We start from the raw sequence: 20,242 nt of genomic DNA on the forward strand, positions 1-20,242 counted from the left end.
CAGGCTTCGCCAGCTCCTACAGAGCCCAGCGGGAGCAATCTCTGGCCACAAAAACACTTCACACCGCGCTGTGCTCACGCAACTCCTGCAACCGATCAGCCCCACCTTCAGCCACGCGATTCTCGAGCAACCGATCAGAACCGCCTTCAGCCACGCGATTCTCGAGCAAACGATCGGAACCGCCTTCGGCCACACGATTTTCCAGCAAGCGATCAGACCCGCCTTCAGCCAGCTGTTGCGCCTGGTCGTGAGTCGATGCACTGGCGGCGGTGGCCGAGGCGACATTGGCCAGGCCGACACCGCCAACCAATGTCAGGGCGATAGCCAGGGACGATACTTTCGAGAAATTGAACATGGTGATTTTCCTTGCGCTTGATTGAGTGGGTCCGTGGCAGCGAATGTGTTGCTGTCCGGTGATCACAGTTAAACGCGCGGATGTATCGACGATGTGTGCCAGGAGAGGGTGAGATCCATTGTTTCGTATCGGTCCGCATCTCAGATACAGACCGATACAAACTCAGCAAGCGAGGGCAAGCGAATGGCTTTAAGCCCTGATCAAGGCAGGGCCAGGGCTTGTTTCAACTGATCCACCAAGGTTGGCGTCATGTAGTGCGGCCCGTCGAACAGGTAGAGCGGATAGCCTGCATAGGCCGCCAGTTGTGGCTTGAGCTCCTCGACCGTGGCGGAGCGGAAGCCACCGCCGTATTTGGGGCGAAAGGCTTCGACGATGATCCGCACGCGATTCTGGCCAAGCCGATCACGCAGGGCGTCGGCGTAGTTGCGGGCAACCGGGGCGGTGCGGGCATAGACGCCAACGCCGTCCTGGAAGAACACGCCGATGTCGTTCGGCAACCATTGCTTGAGCCAGTCTGCGGTAGCGGCGGGGCCGATGTTGGCGCCGTCATAGACGCTGATCCACAGTGGGCGTGGGAGCTTGGCCAGCAAGGCCGGCAGCTCTGTGGCGCCCGACCAGCTGGGGTCGACCTCAGCCGGAAAGTACCAACCGGTGACATGCAATGGCGTCGGCAACCCGGCAATGCGCTCCGACAGCGTCGCCAGTTGCTTGATGTTTTCTCGTGAGCGGTTCTCGCTGAAATAGCCGGCCAGCCCGAGGATGACATCCTGGGCCCACGGCGTCTTGGCGATGCGCGCCCAGTCGGGCAGAACCGGTACGCTGGGCAGGCCGGTGCCGGGCACGAAGGCCTGGTCGTCCACCACCGTCCATTGCACGAGCAGCTCGTGCACCCCCAGTTTTTCCCAATTGCCGCTGATGCCGACGGTCTGGTTGTCCGGCTGCCAGGCGATGCCGACGATGTTCGGTGTCGTGGTGGTCATTATGTAGTACGTCCCTGTACCTGCGCTGAGGAGTGCGGCCACAAACAGCGCCGCGATGGTCTTGCGATTGATGAACTTTGCGAAGCTATTCAAACAAGTCCCTTCTGGATGCAGTGTAGTCGCGGTTCGGCAAAGCGAGCCGCTTTTCGTACGGACGAACCGAATATCCCACCAACGTCCTCAGTAGGAGTAGGTCAGGCGCGCGAACACGCCTTTGGCCCGATCCTCGCCAAACACCCTGGCCCGGTATTGCAGGGACAGGTCCACATAGGAGCGTGGCGCGTTGTAGACGTCTTCCCGGAACCAGTAACGTACGTTGTTTCCTATCCCGATTCCCCCGGCGTCGCCGGAAGAAAAGCCGCCGCCGGCTTCGCTCTTCATCTTGGAATCGTAGTCGATCGCTGCGACAACATGGGGGAAGGTCACCCAGCGCGAGCCGGTTCCACCGATGGCATAGCTGCGGCCCACTTGCCATTCGCTGTTGAAGTAGTCTCGCGAGTCGTTGATGTAGTGGCCGACCTCGGCGTACAGCTGCGAAGTCCACCAGCTCGGCACATCGACCCGCAGATCGGTGCCGATGCTCGAACCGTAGCCCAGTCGCACCAGCCAGTCGCCGTCGACATTGGAAGAACCCAGCGGGAAGGTCCGTTCAAGGGCGGCCATGATGTTGACCGAACTGAAGGGCTTGACCCGCACGCCGAGGGCGCCTTGCAAGGCATCCGCGCCCGTGTCCGAATCGCTGTTCTTGCTCCATAGGGTGTCGGTGATGCGTCCGTAGAGTTCGACAAAGCGGCCATTGCGATAGCCCAGCGGACGCCACGACAGTTCGGTGCTGTTTTGCAGCAGGTCATTGCTTTCGCTGCCGCTGCTGCTGGTGCCCGGGGCGGCGCTCAGGCCACTGGAACTGTTGCCGCGATAGCTGGTGGTGCTGGTCAGGCCGATAGTGCGCGAAACATCGCCCACGGTGCGACGGGTATCGAACAGCTGTTGTGCAGACAGCGGAGTCTCCGCGGTTTTTTGCCCATCGATGACACGCTTGAAGTACCCCACGGCTTCGTCGTCTTCATGCAGGCGCATGGCGTTGTAGGCGGCGTCCTGGGCCGCCGTCGTGGTCAGTGGCGTGCTGGCGTCGGCCTTGCGGAACGCCGCGTGGGCCGCCTCGTCGTCGCCGGCCTGCATCGAGAGGTAGGCGACCTGCAGGTCACTCACCGATGCCAGTTCGCCGCTGGCCCCGGCTTCTTGCAGGCGTTCGCGGGCGGTGCGGCGCTGGCCGATGGCGGCATACAGCCCGGCTTCTTCGTAGGCCGGCAGGCTGCCTAGCGCCAGGGCGCGGGTAAAGTCATCCCGGGCACCGGCATCGTCCCCGGACTGCTGGCGCAGGCGTCCACGCATGACCAATAGCCGCGCGTCGTCGCCATGGGTTTGCAGGCCTTCGCTGGCGGCGCTGATGGCTTCGGGCAGATGTTTTTGCTCCGTCAGGGCGCTGACCAGCAGGTGCCGATAAGCCGGGTTCTGCGGCGCGCGCGCCACGGCCTGGTTCGCCAGGGCGACTGCGGTCGCCGGGTCTTTGCGGGCGAGGGCGGCATAGGCCTGGGACGCCAGCGCAGTACCGGCATCATGGGAGCTGCCCGGCCAGATCGCACAGGTCAGGCCGAAGGTGCTTTCCTGGCACTCCAGGGGCGGTGGTGGAAATTGGGCCAGGCTGTTCGGGCCTTTGTTTTTCTGGCGCAGCGCTGCACGGGCTGCACCGCTGCGACGGGTCACCTCATCGCTGTCGTCGTTGCCCAGCGTCTGTAACTGCTCCAACGCGTGCTGAGGCTCACCGCGTGCCAGGGCGGCGTCGACGGCAAAGAGACGGATGTCCCGGCGCTCGCTTGGCGACAAGCCGGGCAGGGACAGGGCTCGGTTCAGATCGGCCTGGGCTGGCTGTAACTTGCCCTGGCGATCCCGGGCATAGCTGCGCAGGATCCATGGCGCGGCTTGGCGATCGTCCAGCGCCAGCGAGCCCGCGGCAGCCTGTTCGGCAGCGGGGTAATCCTTCGCCGTGAGCAGGGCACTGATGAGCAGTTGCTGGTTGGCGGCGATCTCTGGCGCCCAGGCCACGGCTTTGCGCGCCTGGTCCACGGCGAGGGCGGCGTTGCCTTGCTCCAGGGCGCGATAGCCCTGGATCGCCAGTGGCACGGCCAGTTGACGGCGAATGGCTTTGCGGCGCATCAACAACGTGTTGTCGTTGGCAAAGACACCAAGGGCATCGGTGGTGGCCCGGTCGGCTTCTTCCAGGCGTTGCTGGCGCTGCAAGGAGTCGATCAGCAACAGGCGATATTCACGGCGACGGGGTGCTTGAGTGATTGCCTTGCGGGCCGATTGCGCGGCCAGGCCGAACTGTTCGCGGTCATAGGCCTTGAACCCCCGGGACGCGGCGACAAAACCCGGTGCCGCGCTGGCGGGGCGAGACGCTGCCAGGGGCTGGGGTTGGTCGCGCAGTTTCTTGTCCCGCTCGGCCAACTCAATCAGGGTGTTCAGGCGTGTTACGTCGGCACGTTGGCGCAGGGCTTCGCGTGCCTTGGCGATGGCCAGGTCGTAGTCCTTGCGTTCGTAGGCGCTGTAGGCTTCGTTGGCGGCGGTATAGGCCGGACCGGACAGTGGCAGCGGCAACGTTTCGGCAAGTGCAAACGCTGGTATCAGGCTCAGCCCCGTGGCCAAAAGGGTCAGGAAGGGGCGGTTCATGCCGGGAGCTCCGTTGGGTAGAGGTCGTGCTGACGGGCCACGGCCTGTTCGATCGTCGAACGTGGCAGCACACCGCTGTCGACCAGGTAATCGCCGATGCGGCCGTGGTGTTGCGGCCGGTACTGGAGCATGACGCGACTGAATTCGTCGCGATCGAGCAGACCCATTTCGATCAACAGGTCGCCCAGCAGCGGCGCCCGAGCATTTGGCACAGTGTGGCCGTTGCGTACAGGCAGCTTGCGCAACAGCGCGAGAATTTCGCTTTCCCGGGCGATCAGTTGCACCGGCTCGCTGCCCAGCTCGGCGCTGACCTGTTGCAGGCCTTCATCGGGCAAGGGGTTGGCGACGGCGATCTGTTCGCAGCCTTCGCTATTGCGTCCCAGGGGCACGACCCGCCAGCGCAAGGCAAATTCGGGGCTCAACGAGGACGTCGAGGCAGCGGCTTTCTCGGCGACATCAAAGACCCGGGGCAGGTCATTCTGGAACGCGATGGCTTCGGCCAGGGTTTCATCGTCCAGCCAGCCGTTATTGAGCAGAATTCGCCCTAAAGGCACGTTGCGCGACTTTTGTTCGTCGAGCGCGCTTTGCAGGGCCGTGTCGCTGATGGCCTGCCAGGACAGCAACACGCTGCCCAGGCGGCGTGGCGCGATGGCGACCAGGTCGGTGGAAGGAAAGTCGTGCATGGTCTTGTCCCAGACCAGCTTGCGATTCATCACCTTGCCCACCAGGAACATGCGCCAGGCCCGGGAGGCGGCCATGAAGTTGACGAAGTTGCCCACCAGCATGCGGGGCATGGACAGCAAGCCATGCTGCCAACCGTACAGCACGGTGGTGAAGTAATAGCGGTGCAGGATGCGCCAGGCCAAGGCGACGCCGTTGGCCAACAGCAGGTATTTGACCAGACCATTGGTTTCAAACGGGGTGGGGAAGGTGACATCCCACAAGCCGCTGTTGCGCAAAATGATCAAGCCCAGCAGTTGCACCAGAATGATGTAGGCGATGATGCTGACAAACGCCGTCACCACCCCCTTGCGATCACGAAACAGCAGGTATCGGTTGGCCAGCGAGCCGTGCCAGCCCATCTGCTCCCAGCCTTGCAAGCCGATGCCCAGGGTCCAGCGGGCTTTCTGCCGGAAGGCGGTGCGGAACGTGTCCGGGAAAAACTCGCGCACGCACAGTGGCATCGTCAGGGTCGATTCGTAAGGTTTGCGGAACCAGGATTTGCGCAGCACCCGGAACTGCACCGGGAAACGTACGAAAATCGCATTCATGCCGACCTTGGCCAGGCGCGCGCCAACGTCGTAGTCCTCGGTGAGGCTGTCGGTGTTGAACGGCTGGTTTTCGGTTTCACCGGCCAGCACCCGCAGGGCGCGATGGGAAAAGCAAGTGCCAACGCCGGCCGAGGGCACGGTGTCGGTCATGCTTTCACGCACCACCAGGTCCTTGCCGTGCCATTCGGCGAACTCGTCCATGTAGACGCCCGCCACCCATTCGTACCAGTTGCGCTCCAGCGACACCACAGGCAACTGGATCATGTCCTTGCGTGGCAACAGATAGTTGAACAGACGCAGTTCCAGCGGATGCAGCACGTCCTCGCTGTCGTGCAGGACGACGCCAGCGAAGGTCATGCCATGGGTTTTCTCATGCAGGAAAATCGCCTGGATCACCCAGTTCAGGCAGTCGGCCTTGCAGGTCGGCCCGGCATGGGGCACTTCCACGCGATGCAGTTGCTTGTAACGCCTGCGCATCCGTTCGACTTCGTCGATGGTGCGCTGGTCGTTGATGTACGTACCGACGAAGACCACGTAGTTCTGGTAGTCGAGTGTCGACACCATGTTCTCGATCATCGGCGCGATGACGTCGTATTCCAGCCAGGCCGGCACCATGATCGCCAGGGGCTGTTCGTCCCGGGCCAACAATTGCTCGACGGTCAGCGGCCGGTAGCGGCGGTCCACGGTGAACTTGCGGTACAGGCGACGAGACCAGTACCACACGTCAACGATCAGATCGTCCAGGCTGGAGATCAGGATCAGCACCGCGACCACGATGGTCGCGATCTCCAGGTAGTTGTAGTAATGGGCCAGCCAATAGGGCCAATAAAGCGACGTCATCGAAAGGTACCGTTACTGGCGATTGCGACGGGCACTACGGCCTGCCAGCAACAAGAGGAGGAACAGGATAAAGGCGCCTGGAATCAGCCAGAGCAGCGAAGGTTTACGCCAGGCGTCCAGGCCCTTGGGTTCTTCGCGGCCGATCAGCAGGCTACCGCTTGGGTCTTGGGTATCGAAGATCGCCACGGCCCCGTTGTTGCCCAGGATCGCCACGTCGCCACGGGTCAGCACAATCGGCTTGGCCAGGCTTGGCGGCTGGTTGCCCAGGGCCCGGTAGACCAGGCCATGCTGGCCTGCGGTCTGCACCACTTGCAGCGAGGCCAATTGGTTGAGGGGTTGTACGTCCAGCAACACCTGGTCCTTGTGGTTGATGCGCAGGCGACCTTGCTCGTCGACCTGGACCGATTCCTTGCTGTCCTTGAGCGGCAACTCGAAGGCCAGGAAGGCTTTGTCCGGGCTGACGACGGCTTTCGGATCAGCGCTGACCTTGAGCTGCGCGCGCAGCGGCGATACACCGCTGGTATCGGCCACCGAAATGACCCGCGCCAGGCTGCTGGCCGGTTGGTCGAGGTAGGCCTGGGGAACCAGTATCTGGGTGTCCACCGCGAAGCGTGCGGCCATGCCGGAGAAGTCGTCGTCCAGCGAGGTTTTTTCCAGGACGATGTGGCTGGTCGGCAGGACCGATACCGGGAAGGCTTGCGGCGTTTCCAGGCAGCGGTCGCTGACCGGCTGGCGCTGGAACGATACGCGCAAGGTGTTCTTCGAGCCCAAGGCGTAGCGTGGGATGTGGGCCTGGATGCGCTGTGACTCACCATCGGTGGTCAGTTGTTGCGCGCCGATCAGGAAATCATTGAAAAACAGTGAGGCCACCGGTGCTGTAGCGGAAGCCCCCGGTGCTGCGGAGACGTCCACCACGGCCGTGACCGGCAGGCGACCGTCGTAGGCCACGCTGCCCAGAGGGAACGAGGTGCTCCAGTCGAATCGCGAGGCTACGTCGAAGTTGCCAGGGGCGCCGCCCAGCCGCGCCAGGGCCACACGGCCATCGTCGCTCAACGGTGTTTGCGCTTCGCTGACGGTCAATTGGCGACTTTTCGCCAGTTTGCTCCACGCCGAACCGAGCAGCGACAAGGCTTTGCCAGTGGATTGCGGGGCGATCATCAGGACCGGGCGAGTGCCGAGCAGCGCCAGGCTTACGTTGTCGGTGCCGGCGCTCGCCAGCGCCGCGTTGACGTGCTGTTCGCGCCATTGGGTCAGTGCGCTGGCGGCCGTTGCGTCGAGGCCTTGGACCTGGCTTTGCAAGGCGTCCAGGGACTGGTTGATGGCCTTGAGCAGTTCCGGGTCGTTGATCGCCAGGTCTGCCTGTACGTTCGGGGTCTGGCCCAACACCAGCAGTGCACCGATCTCGGCCGGGTTGGCCAAGGTGTGCGGGCCTTTGCCGTTGAGGCTGGCGAAGGCTGGAATGCTCAATAACTCGGCAGGGATGCGCAGGCCGCTCAGGTCCACGCTGTCCTGCACGACAGGGAAGGGCAGGATGCGGCTGTGTTTGCCGATGCGCTCCAGTGCGACACCCAGGCGCCAGGCCGAATCGTAGCTGGCGGCGGACAACGAGCCAGGGGCGACGAGGATGCCGGGCTCACCGGGCAGGGCGGCCCAAGCCGCACCGACGTCGCGCAACTGGCTGGCGTCGTAGCTGTAGTTCAGGCGCGTTTCAGGCTGGATGCGCAGCACGTTGCCGATGACCCGATCGTCTTGACACAACGGCCGAGACACTATCGAGGACCAGGCAATGCCCAGGCGCACCAGGCCGTTGTCACGCGCGGCCTTGTCGACGCCGAGTGTGGCGCTGGCATCGCCTTGTGCCTCGCTGAGCCCTTCGGCACGCACCGGGTAGCCATCAAGGGACAGCAGCAGGGTGTTGCGACCGCCTTCGCCGTTGAGGTAGTTGGCATCCAGTTGCAAGGTTGCGTCATTGAGGGCAACGCCGGCGGGCACCGGCAGGTAGAGCTCGCGGCGGGCGTCGCTGGCGCTCAAGAGGATCGGCGCAGTGATGCCCAGGTCGCTCAAGCGCACTTCACGTGTCTGGCGGGTATCGGCGTTGAGTCGATGAATAGCCTGGGTCAGCGGGCTGTCCGCAGCCAGGGCAAAGGTCGGCATGAGCGCGAGCAGGCTCAGGCCACAGGCAAGGGCGCTGAGCGCGCCCGTAGGGATGGCAACGGAAGGCTTCATTCAGGCAAATCTCGATCTGATAAGGGTGGATAGCAGTTATGAGGTGAAATCGGCGAGCAACTCTTGTGGTTCGGACGTTGGCGCGTGTGCCAATTCCTGGAACGAATGCGCCTGGCCCACGACAAAGTCGCTGACCGGGCGGCCCATCAGGGTATCGACGATGCGTTGGCTGGCCTTGCCATCGCCATAGGGGTTGGCGGCCTGTGACGCACGACGCCACAAGGCCTGGTCGTCGAACAGCGCGTCCACACCGGCGATGATCGAGGCCGGGGAGGTGCCCACCAGGCGCACAGTGCCTGCGGCCACGGCTTCGGGGCGTTCGGTGACGTCGCGCATCACCAGCACCGGCTTGCCCAGGGACGGCGCTTCTTCCTGCACGCCGCCAGAGTCGGTGAGGATGACGTGGGCGTGTTGCATCAGGCGCACAAAGGCCAGGTAGTCCAGCGGCTTGATCAAGTGCACATTGAGCAGGTCGCCCAGCTGTTCGGTAACCGGCCCGAGCACGTTCGGGTTGAGGTGCACCGGGTAGACGATCTGGATATCCGGGCGCTGGGCCAGTTGGCGCAGGGCCTTGCAGATGTCCAGGAAACCCTCGCCGAAATTCTCCCGGCGGTGGCCGGTTACCAGCAGCAGCTTGCGTCCGGTTTGCAGGAACGGGAACTGTTGGTCCAGTTCGTCACGCAACCGGGCATCGTCATCGATGCGTCGGGCCGTCAGTTGCAGCGCGTCGATCACGGTATTGCCGGTCACCAGGCAACGGCCTTGCAGACGCTCGCCCAGCAGGTTGTCGCGCGATTGTTCGGTGGGAGCAAACAGCAGGTCGGCGCTGAGGTCGATGCAGCGGCGGTTCATCTCTTCCGGCCAGGGGCTGTAGATGTCACCGGTGCGCAGACCGGCTTCCACATGGCCGACGGGAATGCGTCGATGGAAGGCGGCCATCGAAGCGACCATGGCCGAAGTGGTATCGCCATGGACCAGTACCCGATCCGGCCGGGTCTGCTCCAGTACCGGGTCGATGGCGCTGTACAACGCGGCGGTCAGGGAGTTGAGCGTCTGGTGCGGCGTCATCACGTCGAGGGTGAAGTCGGCCTTGAGGTCGAACAGGTCCAGCACCTGCTTGAGCATGCTTTGATGCTGGCCGGTGACGCAGATCAGCGACTCGATACCGGGTTCTGCGGCGAGGGCCTTGACCAAAGGTGCCATCTTGATGGCTTCTGGACGGGTACCGAAGATCGAAAGGATCTTGATCCGTGAGTCTTGAATAGCGATGACGTCCTTCCTCGCGCAGTTTTCTGCGCCGCACAACAGCCGTCCAAGCACAACAATGTGGTTGGGCAAGCCAGCGGTCTAAGTTAATTGGATCCAATATCAGTTAGATACTTACGAGCACGGGAAGTGACGTAGTGGCATCTTGATCTGGGCCGTCAAATTAATAACATTAAAGCTCGTTGCCGCAAAGTTTTATATGTGAAGTTTAAATATTTTTTTAAAAGGGGCTTCGTGGAAGGGCGAAAAAGAGGCTCTTCTGGAGATCTTTAGAATCTTATTACTATTTGATTAATAAGGATTTTTTTGTCTTTTTTCGAGATGCAGCGTGGCTGCGCGGGCGGCAGTAGGCGATGCTGACGGTTTTTTGACAGGCGGCGCCAATGTTTTTGTAAGAGATTTGCTCGCCATTAAAATGGCGCCTACATATTGTCAAAGTTGCTTAGTTCTCTAGTACCTTAGTGCCAATTCTTATAAGTGTGTAAAAAGTTCCATTTAAATTACGTTTTTATTTTAAAAGATTCACGCATGTGCACATTGTCGATGTTTATAAGCGGCGTGATTCTTAATTGGACTGAGTGATGTTTGATACGTTCTTGAATAGCTCTAATGCCCTCGCAAACCCAATTCGCCTCTAGCCGATAATCGCACGCTTTGTAATGTGTTCGCGCCAGGGATATTGACCGAACTAACTGGTTGGTACATTTTAGGCGCCGTACGTCTTGCGACGCATTGCCAAGACCATAATAAAAAAGTAGAGGAACACCTCATGCGGATCTATCTGCAAACCCCCGATGCCTTTCCCTCGCTCTGTCGCACCTGGTCTGGAATTCCCTGCAGTACCTGCGTCTGGATTCGATAGCGGACACCGCTACCGTTCCACCGCGCCGGTTGGACCCCCGGCATCCGACAATCCGAGAGGCCTTCAAGATGACAAAAGTCGTCGATCTGTATTTCAAGCTGCTCAAGCTACTGATCGTGTTGTGCATGGTCGCGATGATCGTGCTGGTGTTCGGCAATGTGGTGCTGCGTTATGCCTTCAACTCTGGCATCAGTGTGTCGGAGGAGCTGTCGCGCTGGTTCTTCGTCTGGATGATTTTTCTCGGTGCCCTGGTGGCGCTCAAGGACCGTGCTCACCTGGGCATGGACAGCCTGGTCAAGCGCCTGCCGCCGGCCGGCAAGCGTATCTGCCTGGTCATCAGCCATCTTTTGATGTTGTACATCTGCTGGCTGATTTTCAGTGGCAGTTGGCAACAGGCAGCGATCAACCTGAATGTAGTTGCCCCGGCGTCAGGATTGTCCATGGCGCTGTTTTATGGTGCCGGCCTGGTGTTTGGCGCCAGTGCCGCAGCGATCCTGCTTTACGAGCTCTACCTGGCGCTGTTCGGCAAGCTGGGGGATGACGAGTTGGTGATGGTCAAGGACAACGACGCCGAGGTGATCACGCCTAATCCCATCACCCCCGACCACATCAAGAGTACCCGCCCATGACACTGGTTATTTTCCTCGGGTCCTTGATTGGCAGCATGGCACTGGGCATGCCCATCGCGTTTGCCTTGCTGGTGGTCAGCGTGGCGTTGATGTTCTACCTGGATCTGTTTGACGCGCAAATCATTGCCCAGAACCTGCTCAACGGGGCGGACAGCTTCCCGCTGATGGCCGTGCCGTTCTTCATGTTGGCCGGCGAAATCATGAATGTCGGCGGCCTGTCCAAACGCATCGTCAACATTGCCATGGCGCTGGTGGGGCACAAGCGTGGTGGCCTCGGTTATGTGGCGATCATCGCGTCCTGCCTGCTGGCGTCGCTCTCCGGTTCGGCCGTGGCCGATGCGGCGGCATTGGCGGCGTTGCTGGTGCCGATGATGGTGTTGGCCGGGCATAACCGGGCACGCTCGGCGGGTTTGATTGCCGCCGGTGGCATTATCGCGCCGATCATTCCGCCGAGCATTGGCTTCATTGTCTTTGGCGTGGCGTCCGGGGTGTCGATTTCCAAGTTGTTCCTGGCCGGCATCGTGCCAGGGATCATGCTCGGCGCGGCGCTCGCCATTGCCTGGTGGTTCGTCTCCCGCAGCGAGAATGTCGAGACGCCACCCAAGCAATCCCGTGCCGAGGTCCTGCGGGCACTGGTCGAGGGCAGCTGGGCCATGGGCTTGCCGATCATCATTATTTTCGGCCTCAAATTCGGCATTTTCACCCCGACAGAAGCGGCAGTGGTGGCGGCGGTCTATTCGCTATTCGTCTCCCTGGTGATCTACCGGGAAATGAAAGTCAGCCAGTTGTACGAGGTGATCCTGTCCTCGGCCAAGACCACCTCGGTGGTGATGCTGCTGGTCGCCGCCGCGATGGTTTCTTCCTGGCTGGTGACCATTGCCGACTTGCCAGGCCAATTGGCGGCGGTGCTCGAACCGTTCATGGATAGCCCGACCCTGCTGTTGGTAGTGATCATGCTGATGATCATCCTGGTCGGTACGGTCATGGACATGACGCCAAGCATCCTCATCCTCACACCGGTGCTGATGCCGGCGATCACCCAGGCGGGCATCGACCCGGTTTACTTCGGCGTGTTGTTCCTGATCAACACCGCCATCGGCCTGATTACCCCGCCCGTGGGCACTGTGCTCAACGTGGTGAGCGGGGTTTCCAAGCTCAATATCGAAGAAATCGTTCGTGGCGTGTGGCCGTTCCTGCTAGCGCAACTGGCGGTGCTGTTCCTGCTGGTCCTGTTCCCGCAACTGGTCCTGGGACCCCTGAAGTTCTTCACCGGTTAATGCCGGTGCAAGCCGTAGTAGCTCGACTTAAAAACAATAATGATCGGAGAGTGACATGGGACAACTGATGAAAACCCTGATGGCCGGGGCGTGCGCAACGGGACTGCTGCTGGGTAGCGTGGTCAGTCACGCTGATGAAATTCGCGAGCGCACCCTGCGATTCGCGTTCCAGAACGTCAAGGAACATCCACAAGGGCAGGGCGCGCAGAAGTTCGCCGACCTGCTCAGCGAAAAGAGCGCTGGCAAGATCAAGGTCCGCCTGTTCCCCGGCGGTACCCTAGGCGGCGACGTGCAAACGGTGTCGGCGTTGCAGGGCGGTACGCTGGACATCACCGTGCTCAACTCCGGCATCCTGGCCGCCCAGGCACCGGATTATGCCATGCTCGATTTCCCGTTCCTGTTCAACAACGTCGAGGAAGCCCATGCGGTCATCGATGGGCCGGTCGGGCAGAAGCTGGCCGCGCAACTGGACAGCAAAGGGCTGGTCGGGCTGGGTTATTGGGACCTGGGTTTCCGTAACCTGACCAACAGCAAGCACCCGGTGACCAAGCTTGAAGACATGCAGGGCTTGAAGATTCGCGTCATCCAGTCGCCGATCTACCTGGAGACCTTCTCCGCCCTGGGCGCCAACCCGGTGCCGATGGCGTTCCCCGAGGTCTACACGGGCCTTGAGCAGCACACCATCGACGGTCAGGAAAACCCGTTCACCGTGATTGAGGGCAACAAGTTCTACGAGGTGCAGAAGTATCTCTCCGTCACGGGCCACATCTTCAACCCGCAGTCGTTGATCATCAGCCAGAAAACCTGGAACCGCCTCAACGACGATGAGAAGGCGATGATTCGCGCGGCCGCGACTGAGGCGCAGAAGTTCCAGCGTGAAGTCACGGCGGCGGGCATGGACAAGGCCAAGGTGACGTTGGCCGGCGCGATGACCGTGAACGAAGTCACCCCGGCCGAGAAAGATCGCTTTCGTGAGCGTGTGCAACCGGTGATCGACAAGTTTGCCAAATCCCTGGACGGCGACCTGGTGAAGACGATGTACGACGAAATCGCCAAGGTGCGGGCGGCGCAGTGAGGCAGATAGGTCAGTCCTGAACAGACCCAACCCCATGTGGGAGCGAGCTCGCTCCCACAGGAAATTTGCGGTGGACGCTAATCCCAAGGCCTGCACGACCCCATGTGGGAGCGAGCTTGCTCGCGATAGCGGTGCGTCAGCCAACATCAATGCGGTAGACGTGACGCCATCGCGAGCGAGCTCCCACAGGTTTTTTTGTTTCGTCAGCGAACGGTTATTGGGCGGCGGGAACGGCCAGCCATTGCCCAATCACTTTCTGGTAGCTGCCATTGGCCTTGCTCAGGTGCAGCCACTGATCGACGTACATCTTCCAGGTGTTGTCATCCCGAGGCAGCAGGTAGGCCTTCTCGCCATATTGCAGGTAGCGGGTCGGGTTGACCGCGCACAGGCCGGGCTTGAGTTTTTGCTGGTAGAGCGCTTCTGACGCGTCGGTAATCATCACGTCGGCTTTCTTGTCCAGCAGTTGCTGGAAGATGGTCACGTTGTCGTGGAAATTCAACTGGCCGTTGGGCAGGAACGCCCGGACGAAGGCTTCGTTGGTGCCGCCGGCCGGCTCCACAAGACGCACCGAAGGCTGGTTCATCTGCTCGAGGGTCTGGTAGCGCTCCTTGTCTTCGCAACGCACCAGCGGGATCTTGCCATCCACGTCCAGGGTGTTACTGAAATAGGCTTTCTTCTGGCGCTCCAGCGTCACCGAAATCCCACCCATGCCGATGTCGCATTGACCGGCAACCATATCCGGCATCAGGGTTTTCCAAGTGGTCTGCACCCATTGCACTTTGACGCCCAGGCTGGCGGCCAGCGAGCGCGCCATGTCGATGTCGATGCCTTCGTATTCGCCGGTTTCGGTTTTAAAGGTATAGGGCTTGTAGTCGCCGGTGGTGCACACCTTCAGTTCGCCGCGTTGCAGGACCTGGTCCAGCAGCGAAGGTGCCGGTTCGGCCAGGGCGCCGCCGGAGAGCGCCAACAGGCCACAGAGCGTCATCGAGCTTGTTATGTTTTTCATAGTGATTGGACGTCTCGTAACGGAAGGGAACAAGACCGGGGAGTGTAGTGAAAGCGGCTGCTCGCTGTCACGGCGGTGTTGGCCGTGAACAGTCAGCTGAGCGTAGTCTCGGGAGGCTGTCGCTGCAGGCTGTCCAGGTAGGCGCAGAACATATCGGCCATGGCGTCGCTATAGATGGCAACTTCCACGGGAGAACGGGGTGCGGATGAAAATCGCTTGCCCACGGTACTCAGCGTGGTGATCACCAGGTCACCTGCCAGGGCGCGGGCCTGTGCAGGGACGGCTGGCAGTGCTTGCAGCATGAAGGCGTCCACCGACTGCTGTACCGCCATCCGTGCGGCCTGGTGCTCGGGGGCGTCGCGGTAGAGTGGTGCGGCGTCGTTGAGCGCGACGCGTATCTGGGCCTCGTCGCATTCGGACTGGATGAACGCCCGCACGAGGTTGCGCAGTCGCTCGAAGGGTGGCTTGCGGTTGTCCTCAAGGATCTCGCGCAGCATATCGCTGGTTTGTCGCCATTCATCACTTTGCAGGCGGAACAGGATCGCCGCTTTGTTCGGGAAGTACTGATACACCGAGCCGACGCTCACGCCGGCTCGCTCGGCAACCCGGGCCACCGTGAAACGTGCCGCGCCCTGGGTCGCCAGAACCTGAACAGCCGCCTCCAGAACGGCGGCGACGAGCTCGGTGGAACGTGCCTGTTGCGGCTGTTTGCGCGAGGAAATCTGCGGGCTTGAGCGTTCGGACATACGGGCATGAGCCTCGGAAGGGAATGCGAATAGGAAATGCGACGGATTGTTCGTATCTTGAATGCGACGAATTGATCGCATTCTAGTCGGCTCCACAGACAACGTTCAACGTCACATCGCATCCTTTCTGTGAGTAGGGTTATGACTCAAAAAAACGTTCATCAGGGCGCCTCCTTGGCGCCCCAGGCAACCGTCGGCGCCAAGCCGGTGCTCAAGCTGTTGCCACTCACGCTGACGGTATTCATCGGTTTTCTGACCCTGGGCATGCAATTGCCGGTATTGCCCCTGCACCTGCATGACACGCTGGGCATGGGCACGTTGGTCATCGGCTTGGTGGTCGGCGCACAATTTGCCGCGGCGCTGTTGTCCCGCGCCTGGGCCGGCAACTTCGCCGACATGCGCGGTGGCAAGCGCGCCGTCATGGTCGGCCTGGTGACGGCGGCGGTTTCCGGGTTGGTTTATCTGCTGTCCCTGGCGTTCGTTGCCACGCCTGTCACGTCGGTCTGGCTCTTGCTGGGAGGGCGTGTCCTGTTGGCGCTGGGCGAAAGCCTGATCGTCACCGGCGCGTTGGGGTGGGGCATCGGCCTGGTCGGCGCGCAGCATGCCGGCAAAGTCATGGCCTGGAATGGTATCGCCATGTACGGCGCCTATGCCCTGGGCGCTCCGCTCGGCGTGGCGCTGAATAGCGGCTGGGGATTCACCGGCATTGCCGTCGCGACGATTTTCATCCCGCTGCTGGCGCTGGCGATTGTCGCGGGTGTCCGGGCTGTCGCCCCTACGGCGACCCGGCGGGCACCGTTCTACAAGGTGCTGGGCGCGGTGTGGGTGCCAGGCATGGGGTTGGCGTTTTGCAGCGTTGGCTTCGGTGTCATCACGGCTTTTATCGCACTGTTGTTTGCGGCCAGGGATTGGGGCAATGCCTCTCTGGCGTTCACCGCGTTCGGGCTGGCGTTCATCGGTGCGCGCCTGCTCTTTGGGCACCTTCCAGACAAGATCGGCGGCGCGCGTGTCGCCCTGGTCTGTGTGGTGATCGAAGCCGTCGGGCAATTGCTGATCTGGGGTGCCGACACTGCGGTGATGGCCTATCTGGGCGCAGCGCTCACCGGCTTCGGCTATTCCCTGGCCTTCCCGGGCTTTGGGGTGGAGGCGGTGAAGCGTGCGCCACCGCAGAACCGCAGTCTCGCCATGGGGGCCTATGTCGCGTTCCTGGACATTTCCCTGGGGCTGAGCAGCCCGTTGGCTGGGGCGTTGGCGGGCACATGGGGGATCGGCGCGGTTTACCTGGGCGGGGCCGTGACGGTGATGCTGGCCTTTGTCGTGGCGCTGACATTGATGATGCCAGGGGTACAAGGCCGGCAGCCGGCTTGAGCTGCGCCAGAAGTGAGTCTGTGTTGCTCGATGGTTCTAATCAGGAGTTGAAACATGCATGTATTCGTTACCGGTGCCACGGGCTGGGTTGGGTCTGCCGTGGTCCAGGAATTGATCGGTGCCGGCTATCAGGTCACCGGCCTGGCCCGTTCCGATGACAAGGTTGCCGCACTGGCCGCGACCGGCGCGAAGGTGGTCCGCGGGACATTGGATGACCTCGACGTCCTATACCAGGCGGCTTCGACGGCGGACGCGGTGATTCACACCGCGTTCAATCATGACTTCTCGCGGTTTGCCGAGAACGCTGAGCAGGACCGCCATGTGATCGAAGTATTGGGCAGCGCGCTGCAGGGAACCGAACGGCCGCTGCTGGTGACGTCCGGCCTGCTGGGCTTGACCCAGGGGGCGAGCGAGCTGGAGGTGCCCAGCCCAGCTTCGCCGCGTAAATCCGAAACGGCGGCCCGGACGCTGGTCGAGCGCGGTGTGCGCTGCGCGACCGTGCGGCTGGCACCCTCGGTCCATGGCCTCGGCGACCACGGGTTCGTTCCGATCCTGATTCGCCTGGCCCGGGAGACGGGCGTTTCGGCCTATCTTGGGGATGGCGTCCACTGCTGGTCGGGCGTGCACCGGCTGGACGCCGCACGGGTCTATCGGCTGGCGCTGGAGCAGGGCGTGACGCAGTCCGTCTACCATGCCGTCGCCGACGAGGCTGTGCCGTTCAAGGACATTGCCCAGGCGATCGGTCGTGGCCTGGGGTTGCCGGTGGAATCCCGGGAGCGTGAGCATTTCGGCTGGTTCGCCCACATGGCGGGCGCGAACATGGCGGTGTCCAGCGCATACACCCGTGCCTTGTTGGGCTGGACGCCGAGCGGCCCGAGTCTGTTGGCCGATCTTGAACAGCCTGGCTATTACCACGCCGATTGAAATGAATAACCTGTGGCGAGGGAGCTTGCTCCCGCTGGGTTGCGCAGCGACCCCAATATTTTACGGTCGCTGCGCAACCGAGCGGGAGCAAGGGCTGTGTGAGGTCTAGCGGGAAATGATCCCGTGATCGATCGCGTATTTCACCAGGGCTGCGGGTTTGTCGATGTTCAGCTTGCGGCGAATGCTCAGGCGATGGGTCTCGACGGTGCGTACGCTGATGTCCAATTCACGGGCCATTTCCTTGTTGTTCAGGCCCTGGACCATTTTGGACAACACCTGGCTCTCGCGCGGCGTCAACTCGTTATCGGTGTGCGGGTCGGTGGCGAGCCGCTGGGCGATCTCGGCACTGTAGAACGTGCCGCCGCTGATGATGGCTTCGATGGCCGCGATGATTTCCCGCGACGGCGCGTTCTTGAGTACGTAGCCGCTGGCACCGGAGCGCACGGACTCGCTCACGTACTCGTAATTGTCGTACATGCTGAGGATGAGGATCTTGAGGCTGGGGTATTGCTTGCCCAGCAGCCGGGTCAACTCGAGCCCGTTCATGTCCTTGAGGCTGATGTCCATCAGCAGCAGGTCCGGTTGGCTGCGACCGACCATTTCAATCGCTTGCGCACCGTTCTCGGCTTCGCCCACCACGTCCAGTCGGGGCATTACGGACAGCAGCGCCTTGATGCCGTCGCGGACCAGGGAGTGATCATCGACCAGCGCGACGCGAATCACCGGAGGCAGGTTCATCGGCAGGTGCTCTTGTTGGAAGGGGCGCGCATCAGTTTTCCGTTACCGAGAGGTTCATGGGCAGCAGGATGTCCAGTTCGCTTCGTCCCGGTGCCGAGGTCACCTCCAGGCGTCCGCCGAAATGCTCGACCCGTTCGCGGATATTGCGCAGGCCGATGCCGGCGTGGCCGCGTTCTACTTGCGGGACGTTGAAGCCCATCCCGTCATCCACCACCGTCAGGCGCAAGGACTGGCTGGAGCCGAACAGGGTGATGCCGACGCTTTTCGCCCCGGCATGGCGCTCGATGTTGGTCAGGGCTTCCTGGGCAATGCGGAACAGTGAGACAGGGGCGCCATTTTCCAGGCGACAATCGAATTCGTTGCTTCGGTAGGACACTTCAAGCCCGCTGCGCTGTTGGAACTCGGTCGCGAGCTGGCCGATGGCGGCGGGCAGGCCCAGGGTGTCGAGCAGGGACGAGCGCAAGTCGTGGGAGATGCTACGGATCTCGCCGATGGCTTCGCCCAACCGGTCGGTCGCGTTCTTGAGGATGCCCAGGCCGTTTTCCTGGCCGTTTTCCAACACATGGCTGGCCAGTTCGAACTGGAATTTTATCGACACCAGCAACTGGCTGATGCCGTCGTGGAGCTCGCGAGAGACCCGCGAGCGCTCCTCTTCCTGCAAGCTGACGATGCGCTGGTTCAGCCGCTGCAGCTTTTTATCGGCCAGGCGATGTTCGCTGACGTTGAGGGTCATGCCGCCGGCAAATACCAGCAGGACCGCTACCAAGGCGATCGCGGCGATGGCTTGCATGGTGCTGTGGATGCCACGGGCAACTTCGTCGCGGGCTTGCTGGGTGGCGCGTTCGACATCCTCCAGGTAGATCCCGGTGCCGAGCATCCAGCCCCATTGATCGAGCATCACGACATAGGCCAGCTTGTCGGTCACCTGGCCGGAGGAGGGCTTGTTCCAGGCATAGCGCTGGAACCCTTCGCCTGACTCGGCGCTTTTGAGCAATGCCTGGATGACCGGCAGGCCGTGGGGGTCCTTCATGTCCCAGAGGTATTGCCCCACCAGTTCCGACTGGCGGGCATGCATGAGGCTGCGGCCCTGGCGGTCATACACGAAAAAATAACCGTTGATGCCGAAGCTGAGCTTGCGCAGTTCTTCCAGGACCTGCTGCTGCGCGCGCTCGTCCCCCCGGCCGTTGTCGTACAGCGGGGCGATCAGGCTCTGCGCCATCTCGACATAGTTCTTCAGCTCCGCGCGCTTGCTCGCCAGGATGCTGTCTTCGATCAGTTGCGCCTGTTGATCGCCCAACTGGCGATTGAGCGAGATCACCAAGGCACAGATGACCGCGATGGCCAGGACCAGCGGCAAAATCCCGAGGGCGACGATTTTGTGTTTGAGCAGCATCTGTACTCCTGTCCGGACTCGGCGGGGAGGCGAATGGCGGCATCATATGCCAAACCCATGGGTGAGGCATAAAACCTGTGGCGCAAGACATGTGGGAGCAAAGCTTGCTCGCGATGCAGGCGCCGCGGTTTATGAAAGACCGTATTGACTCTATCGCGGGCAAGCCTTGCTCCCACAGGGGGAATTGGGGTTCTACGTAGTACTACGGATTTATTTATTGACCCATTACAGGGATATTGGGCCGGCTCCGAATAGCCGGGGCACACTATAAAAACAATCGCCGCAATCCACTGGATATCGGCAGGAGACACGCAATGACAACCCGTCTGGTTAAACACCTCGCCTGGTTTGCCGTGGCTGTTCTGGGAGCCTGTGCGTTGAGTGTCGTGGCCTTGCGCCGCGGCGAACCCATCAACGCCCTCTGGATCGTCGTCGCAGCCGTGGCCATCTACCTGGTCGCCTACCGCTACTACAGCCTCTTCATCGCCAACAACGTGATGCAACTCGATGCGCGCCGGGCCACCCCTGCCGTGCTCAATAACGATGGCCTGGACTACGT

Annotated in this window: 16 protein-coding genes; 6 read left to right on the top strand and 10 right to left on the bottom strand. The window is 61.7% G+C overall.

Annotated features, from left to right (window positions below):
* Nucleotides 1-58 precede the first annotated feature (58 nt).
* The 6 genes from AB4Z20_RS22450 to wecB all read right to left on the bottom strand — a co-directional run bounded on the left by AB4Z20_RS22450 (nt 59) and on the right by wecB (nt 9,668).
* The gene (locus tag AB4Z20_RS22450; RefSeq protein ID WP_253474548.1) at nt 59-355 is read right to left on the bottom strand and encodes a phage infection protein; all 297 of its coding nucleotides are present in this window, start codon (nt 353-355) and stop codon (nt 59-61) included.
* A gap of 200 nt (nt 356-555) precedes the next feature.
* On the bottom strand, nt 556-1,335 hold the full coding sequence (locus tag AB4Z20_RS22455; RefSeq protein WP_253478533.1) for a hypothetical protein: 780 nt from the start codon (nt 1,333-1,335) through the stop codon (nt 556-558).
* Between the two features lie 180 nt (nt 1,336-1,515).
* Nucleotides 1,516-4,062: an NfrA family protein gene (locus tag AB4Z20_RS22460; RefSeq protein ID WP_442090628.1), complete on the bottom strand. Its 2,547-nt coding sequence runs from the start codon at nt 4,060-4,062 to the stop codon at nt 1,516-1,518.
* On the bottom strand, nt 4,059-6,173 hold the full coding sequence (locus AB4Z20_RS22465) for a glycosyl transferase family protein (RefSeq protein ID WP_253474552.1): 2,115 nt from the start codon (nt 6,171-6,173) through the stop codon (nt 4,059-4,061). Before AB4Z20_RS22465 ends, AB4Z20_RS22460 begins: the two co-directional genes overlap by 4 nt.
* Before the next feature lie 12 nt (nt 6,174-6,185).
* A complete protein-coding gene (locus AB4Z20_RS22470) occupies nt 6,186-8,399 on the bottom strand; it encodes a hypothetical protein (RefSeq protein WP_442090629.1) in 2,214 nt (737 codons plus the stop codon).
* Between the two features lie 36 nt (nt 8,400-8,435).
* Complete coding sequence (gene wecB / locus AB4Z20_RS22475; protein ID WP_320390530.1) at nt 8,436-9,668, bottom strand: non-hydrolyzing UDP-N-acetylglucosamine 2-epimerase; 1,233 nt, start codon at nt 9,666-9,668, stop codon at nt 8,436-8,438.
* A 927-nt stretch (nt 9,669-10,595) separates the two neighbouring features.
* On the opposite strand from wecB, the gene AB4Z20_RS22480 reads away from it, so the two are divergent.
* Genes AB4Z20_RS22480 through AB4Z20_RS22490 form a run of 3 tightly spaced genes read left to right on the top strand, consistent with a single transcriptional unit; the run spans nt 10,596 to nt 13,508 of the window.
* Nucleotides 10,596-11,156, top strand: a complete 561-nt coding sequence (locus AB4Z20_RS22480) for a TRAP transporter small permease (protein ID WP_258691155.1) — start codon at nt 10,596-10,598, stop codon at nt 11,154-11,156.
* A complete protein-coding gene (locus AB4Z20_RS22485; RefSeq protein ID WP_079304100.1) occupies nt 11,153-12,433 on the top strand; it encodes a TRAP transporter large permease subunit in 1,281 nt (426 codons plus the stop codon). Before AB4Z20_RS22480 ends, AB4Z20_RS22485 begins: the two co-directional genes overlap by 4 nt.
* A 55-nt stretch (nt 12,434-12,488) precedes the next feature.
* On the top strand, nt 12,489-13,508 hold the full coding sequence (locus AB4Z20_RS22490) for a TRAP transporter substrate-binding protein (protein WP_442090630.1): 1,020 nt from the start codon (nt 12,489-12,491) through the stop codon (nt 13,506-13,508).
* Nucleotides 13,509-13,722: 214 nt separating this feature from the next.
* Here the strand turns inward: AB4Z20_RS22490 and AB4Z20_RS22495 are convergent, their stop codons facing one another.
* Together AB4Z20_RS22495 and AB4Z20_RS22500 are read right to left on the bottom strand one after the other, a co-directional pair.
* Nucleotides 13,723-14,514: a transporter substrate-binding domain-containing protein gene (locus AB4Z20_RS22495; RefSeq protein ID WP_258691157.1), complete on the bottom strand. Its 792-nt coding sequence runs from the start codon at nt 14,512-14,514 to the stop codon at nt 13,723-13,725.
* A 92-nt stretch (nt 14,515-14,606) separates the two neighbouring features.
* Nucleotides 14,607-15,260, bottom strand: coding sequence for a TetR family transcriptional regulator (locus AB4Z20_RS22500; RefSeq protein ID WP_442090631.1), 654 nt, complete (start codon nt 15,258-15,260; stop codon nt 14,607-14,609).
* A 141-nt stretch (nt 15,261-15,401) separates the two neighbouring features.
* Here AB4Z20_RS22500 and AB4Z20_RS22505 point away from each other — a divergent pair, with 141 nt between their 5' ends.
* Nucleotides 15,402-16,628, top strand: a complete 1,227-nt coding sequence (locus AB4Z20_RS22505; RefSeq protein WP_442090632.1) for an arabinose transporter — start codon at nt 15,402-15,404, stop codon at nt 16,626-16,628.
* 54 nt (nt 16,629-16,682) lie between these two features.
* Nucleotides 16,683-17,552 (top strand): SDR family oxidoreductase, encoded by an 870-nt coding sequence (locus AB4Z20_RS22510; RefSeq protein ID WP_442090633.1) that lies wholly within the window; start codon nt 16,683-16,685, stop codon nt 17,550-17,552.
* Nucleotides 17,553-17,657: 105 nt separating this feature from the next.
* On the opposite strand, the gene AB4Z20_RS22515 is transcribed toward AB4Z20_RS22510, so the two are convergent.
* Together AB4Z20_RS22515 and AB4Z20_RS22520 are read right to left on the bottom strand one after the other, a co-directional pair.
* On the bottom strand, nt 17,658-18,290 hold the full coding sequence (locus AB4Z20_RS22515) for a response regulator (RefSeq protein ID WP_214512347.1): 633 nt from the start codon (nt 18,288-18,290) through the stop codon (nt 17,658-17,660).
* Nucleotides 18,291-18,321: 31 nt separating this feature from the next.
* Entirely contained in the window at nt 18,322-19,683 is a 1,362-nt protein-coding gene (locus AB4Z20_RS22520; RefSeq protein ID WP_253474575.1) for a cache domain-containing protein, read from the bottom strand.
* A gap of 314 nt (nt 19,684-19,997) precedes the next feature.
* On the opposite strand from AB4Z20_RS22520, the gene AB4Z20_RS22525 reads away from it, so the two are divergent.
* Nucleotides 19,998-20,242, top strand: a 245-nt coding sequence (locus AB4Z20_RS22525) for a carbon starvation CstA family protein (RefSeq protein ID WP_442090634.1), incomplete at its 3' end; no start/stop codon positions are given.

Source organism: Pseudomonas sp. KB_12, assembly GCF_052114545.1.
Classification (GTDB): Bacteria; Pseudomonadota; Gammaproteobacteria; order Pseudomonadales; family Pseudomonadaceae; genus Aquipseudomonas; species Aquipseudomonas brassicacearum.

Excerpts from the sequence above, each read along its gene's own strand:
- AB4Z20_RS22450 (WP_253474548.1), bottom strand. The coding sequence starts at position 355 with ATGTTCAATTTCTCGAAAGTATCGTCCCTGGCTATCGCCCTGACATTG.
- AB4Z20_RS22455 (WP_253478533.1), bottom strand. The coding sequence starts at position 1,335 with ATGACCACCACGACACCGAACATCGTCGGCATCGCCTGGCAGCCGGAC.
- AB4Z20_RS22460 (WP_442090628.1), bottom strand. The coding sequence starts at position 4,062 with ATGAACCGCCCCTTCCTGACCCTTTTGGCCACGGGGCTGAGCCTGATA.
- AB4Z20_RS22465 (WP_253474552.1), bottom strand. The coding sequence starts at position 6,173 with ATGACGTCGCTTTATTGGCCCTATTGGCTGGCCCATTACTACAACTAC.
- AB4Z20_RS22470 (WP_442090629.1), bottom strand. The coding sequence starts at position 8,399 with ATGAAGCCTTCCGTTGCCATCCCTACGGGCGCGCTCAGCGCCCTTGCC.
- AB4Z20_RS22480 (WP_258691155.1), top strand. The coding sequence starts at position 10,596 with ATGACAAAAGTCGTCGATCTGTATTTCAAGCTGCTCAAGCTACTGATC.
- AB4Z20_RS22485 (WP_079304100.1), top strand. The coding sequence starts at position 11,153 with ATGACACTGGTTATTTTCCTCGGGTCCTTGATTGGCAGCATGGCACTG.
- AB4Z20_RS22490 (WP_442090630.1), top strand. The coding sequence starts at position 12,489 with ATGGGACAACTGATGAAAACCCTGATGGCCGGGGCGTGCGCAACGGGA.
- AB4Z20_RS22495 (WP_258691157.1), bottom strand. The coding sequence starts at position 14,514 with ATGAAAAACATAACAAGCTCGATGACGCTCTGTGGCCTGTTGGCGCTC.
- AB4Z20_RS22500 (WP_442090631.1), bottom strand. The coding sequence starts at position 15,260 with ATGTCCGAACGCTCAAGCCCGCAGATTTCCTCGCGCAAACAGCCGCAA.
- AB4Z20_RS22505 (WP_442090632.1), top strand. The coding sequence starts at position 15,402 with ATGACTCAAAAAAACGTTCATCAGGGCGCCTCCTTGGCGCCCCAGGCA.
- AB4Z20_RS22510 (WP_442090633.1), top strand. The coding sequence starts at position 16,683 with ATGCATGTATTCGTTACCGGTGCCACGGGCTGGGTTGGGTCTGCCGTG.
- AB4Z20_RS22515 (WP_214512347.1), bottom strand. The coding sequence starts at position 18,290 with ATGAACCTGCCTCCGGTGATTCGCGTCGCGCTGGTCGATGATCACTCC.
- AB4Z20_RS22520 (WP_253474575.1), bottom strand. The coding sequence starts at position 19,683 with ATGCTGCTCAAACACAAAATCGTCGCCCTCGGGATTTTGCCGCTGGTC.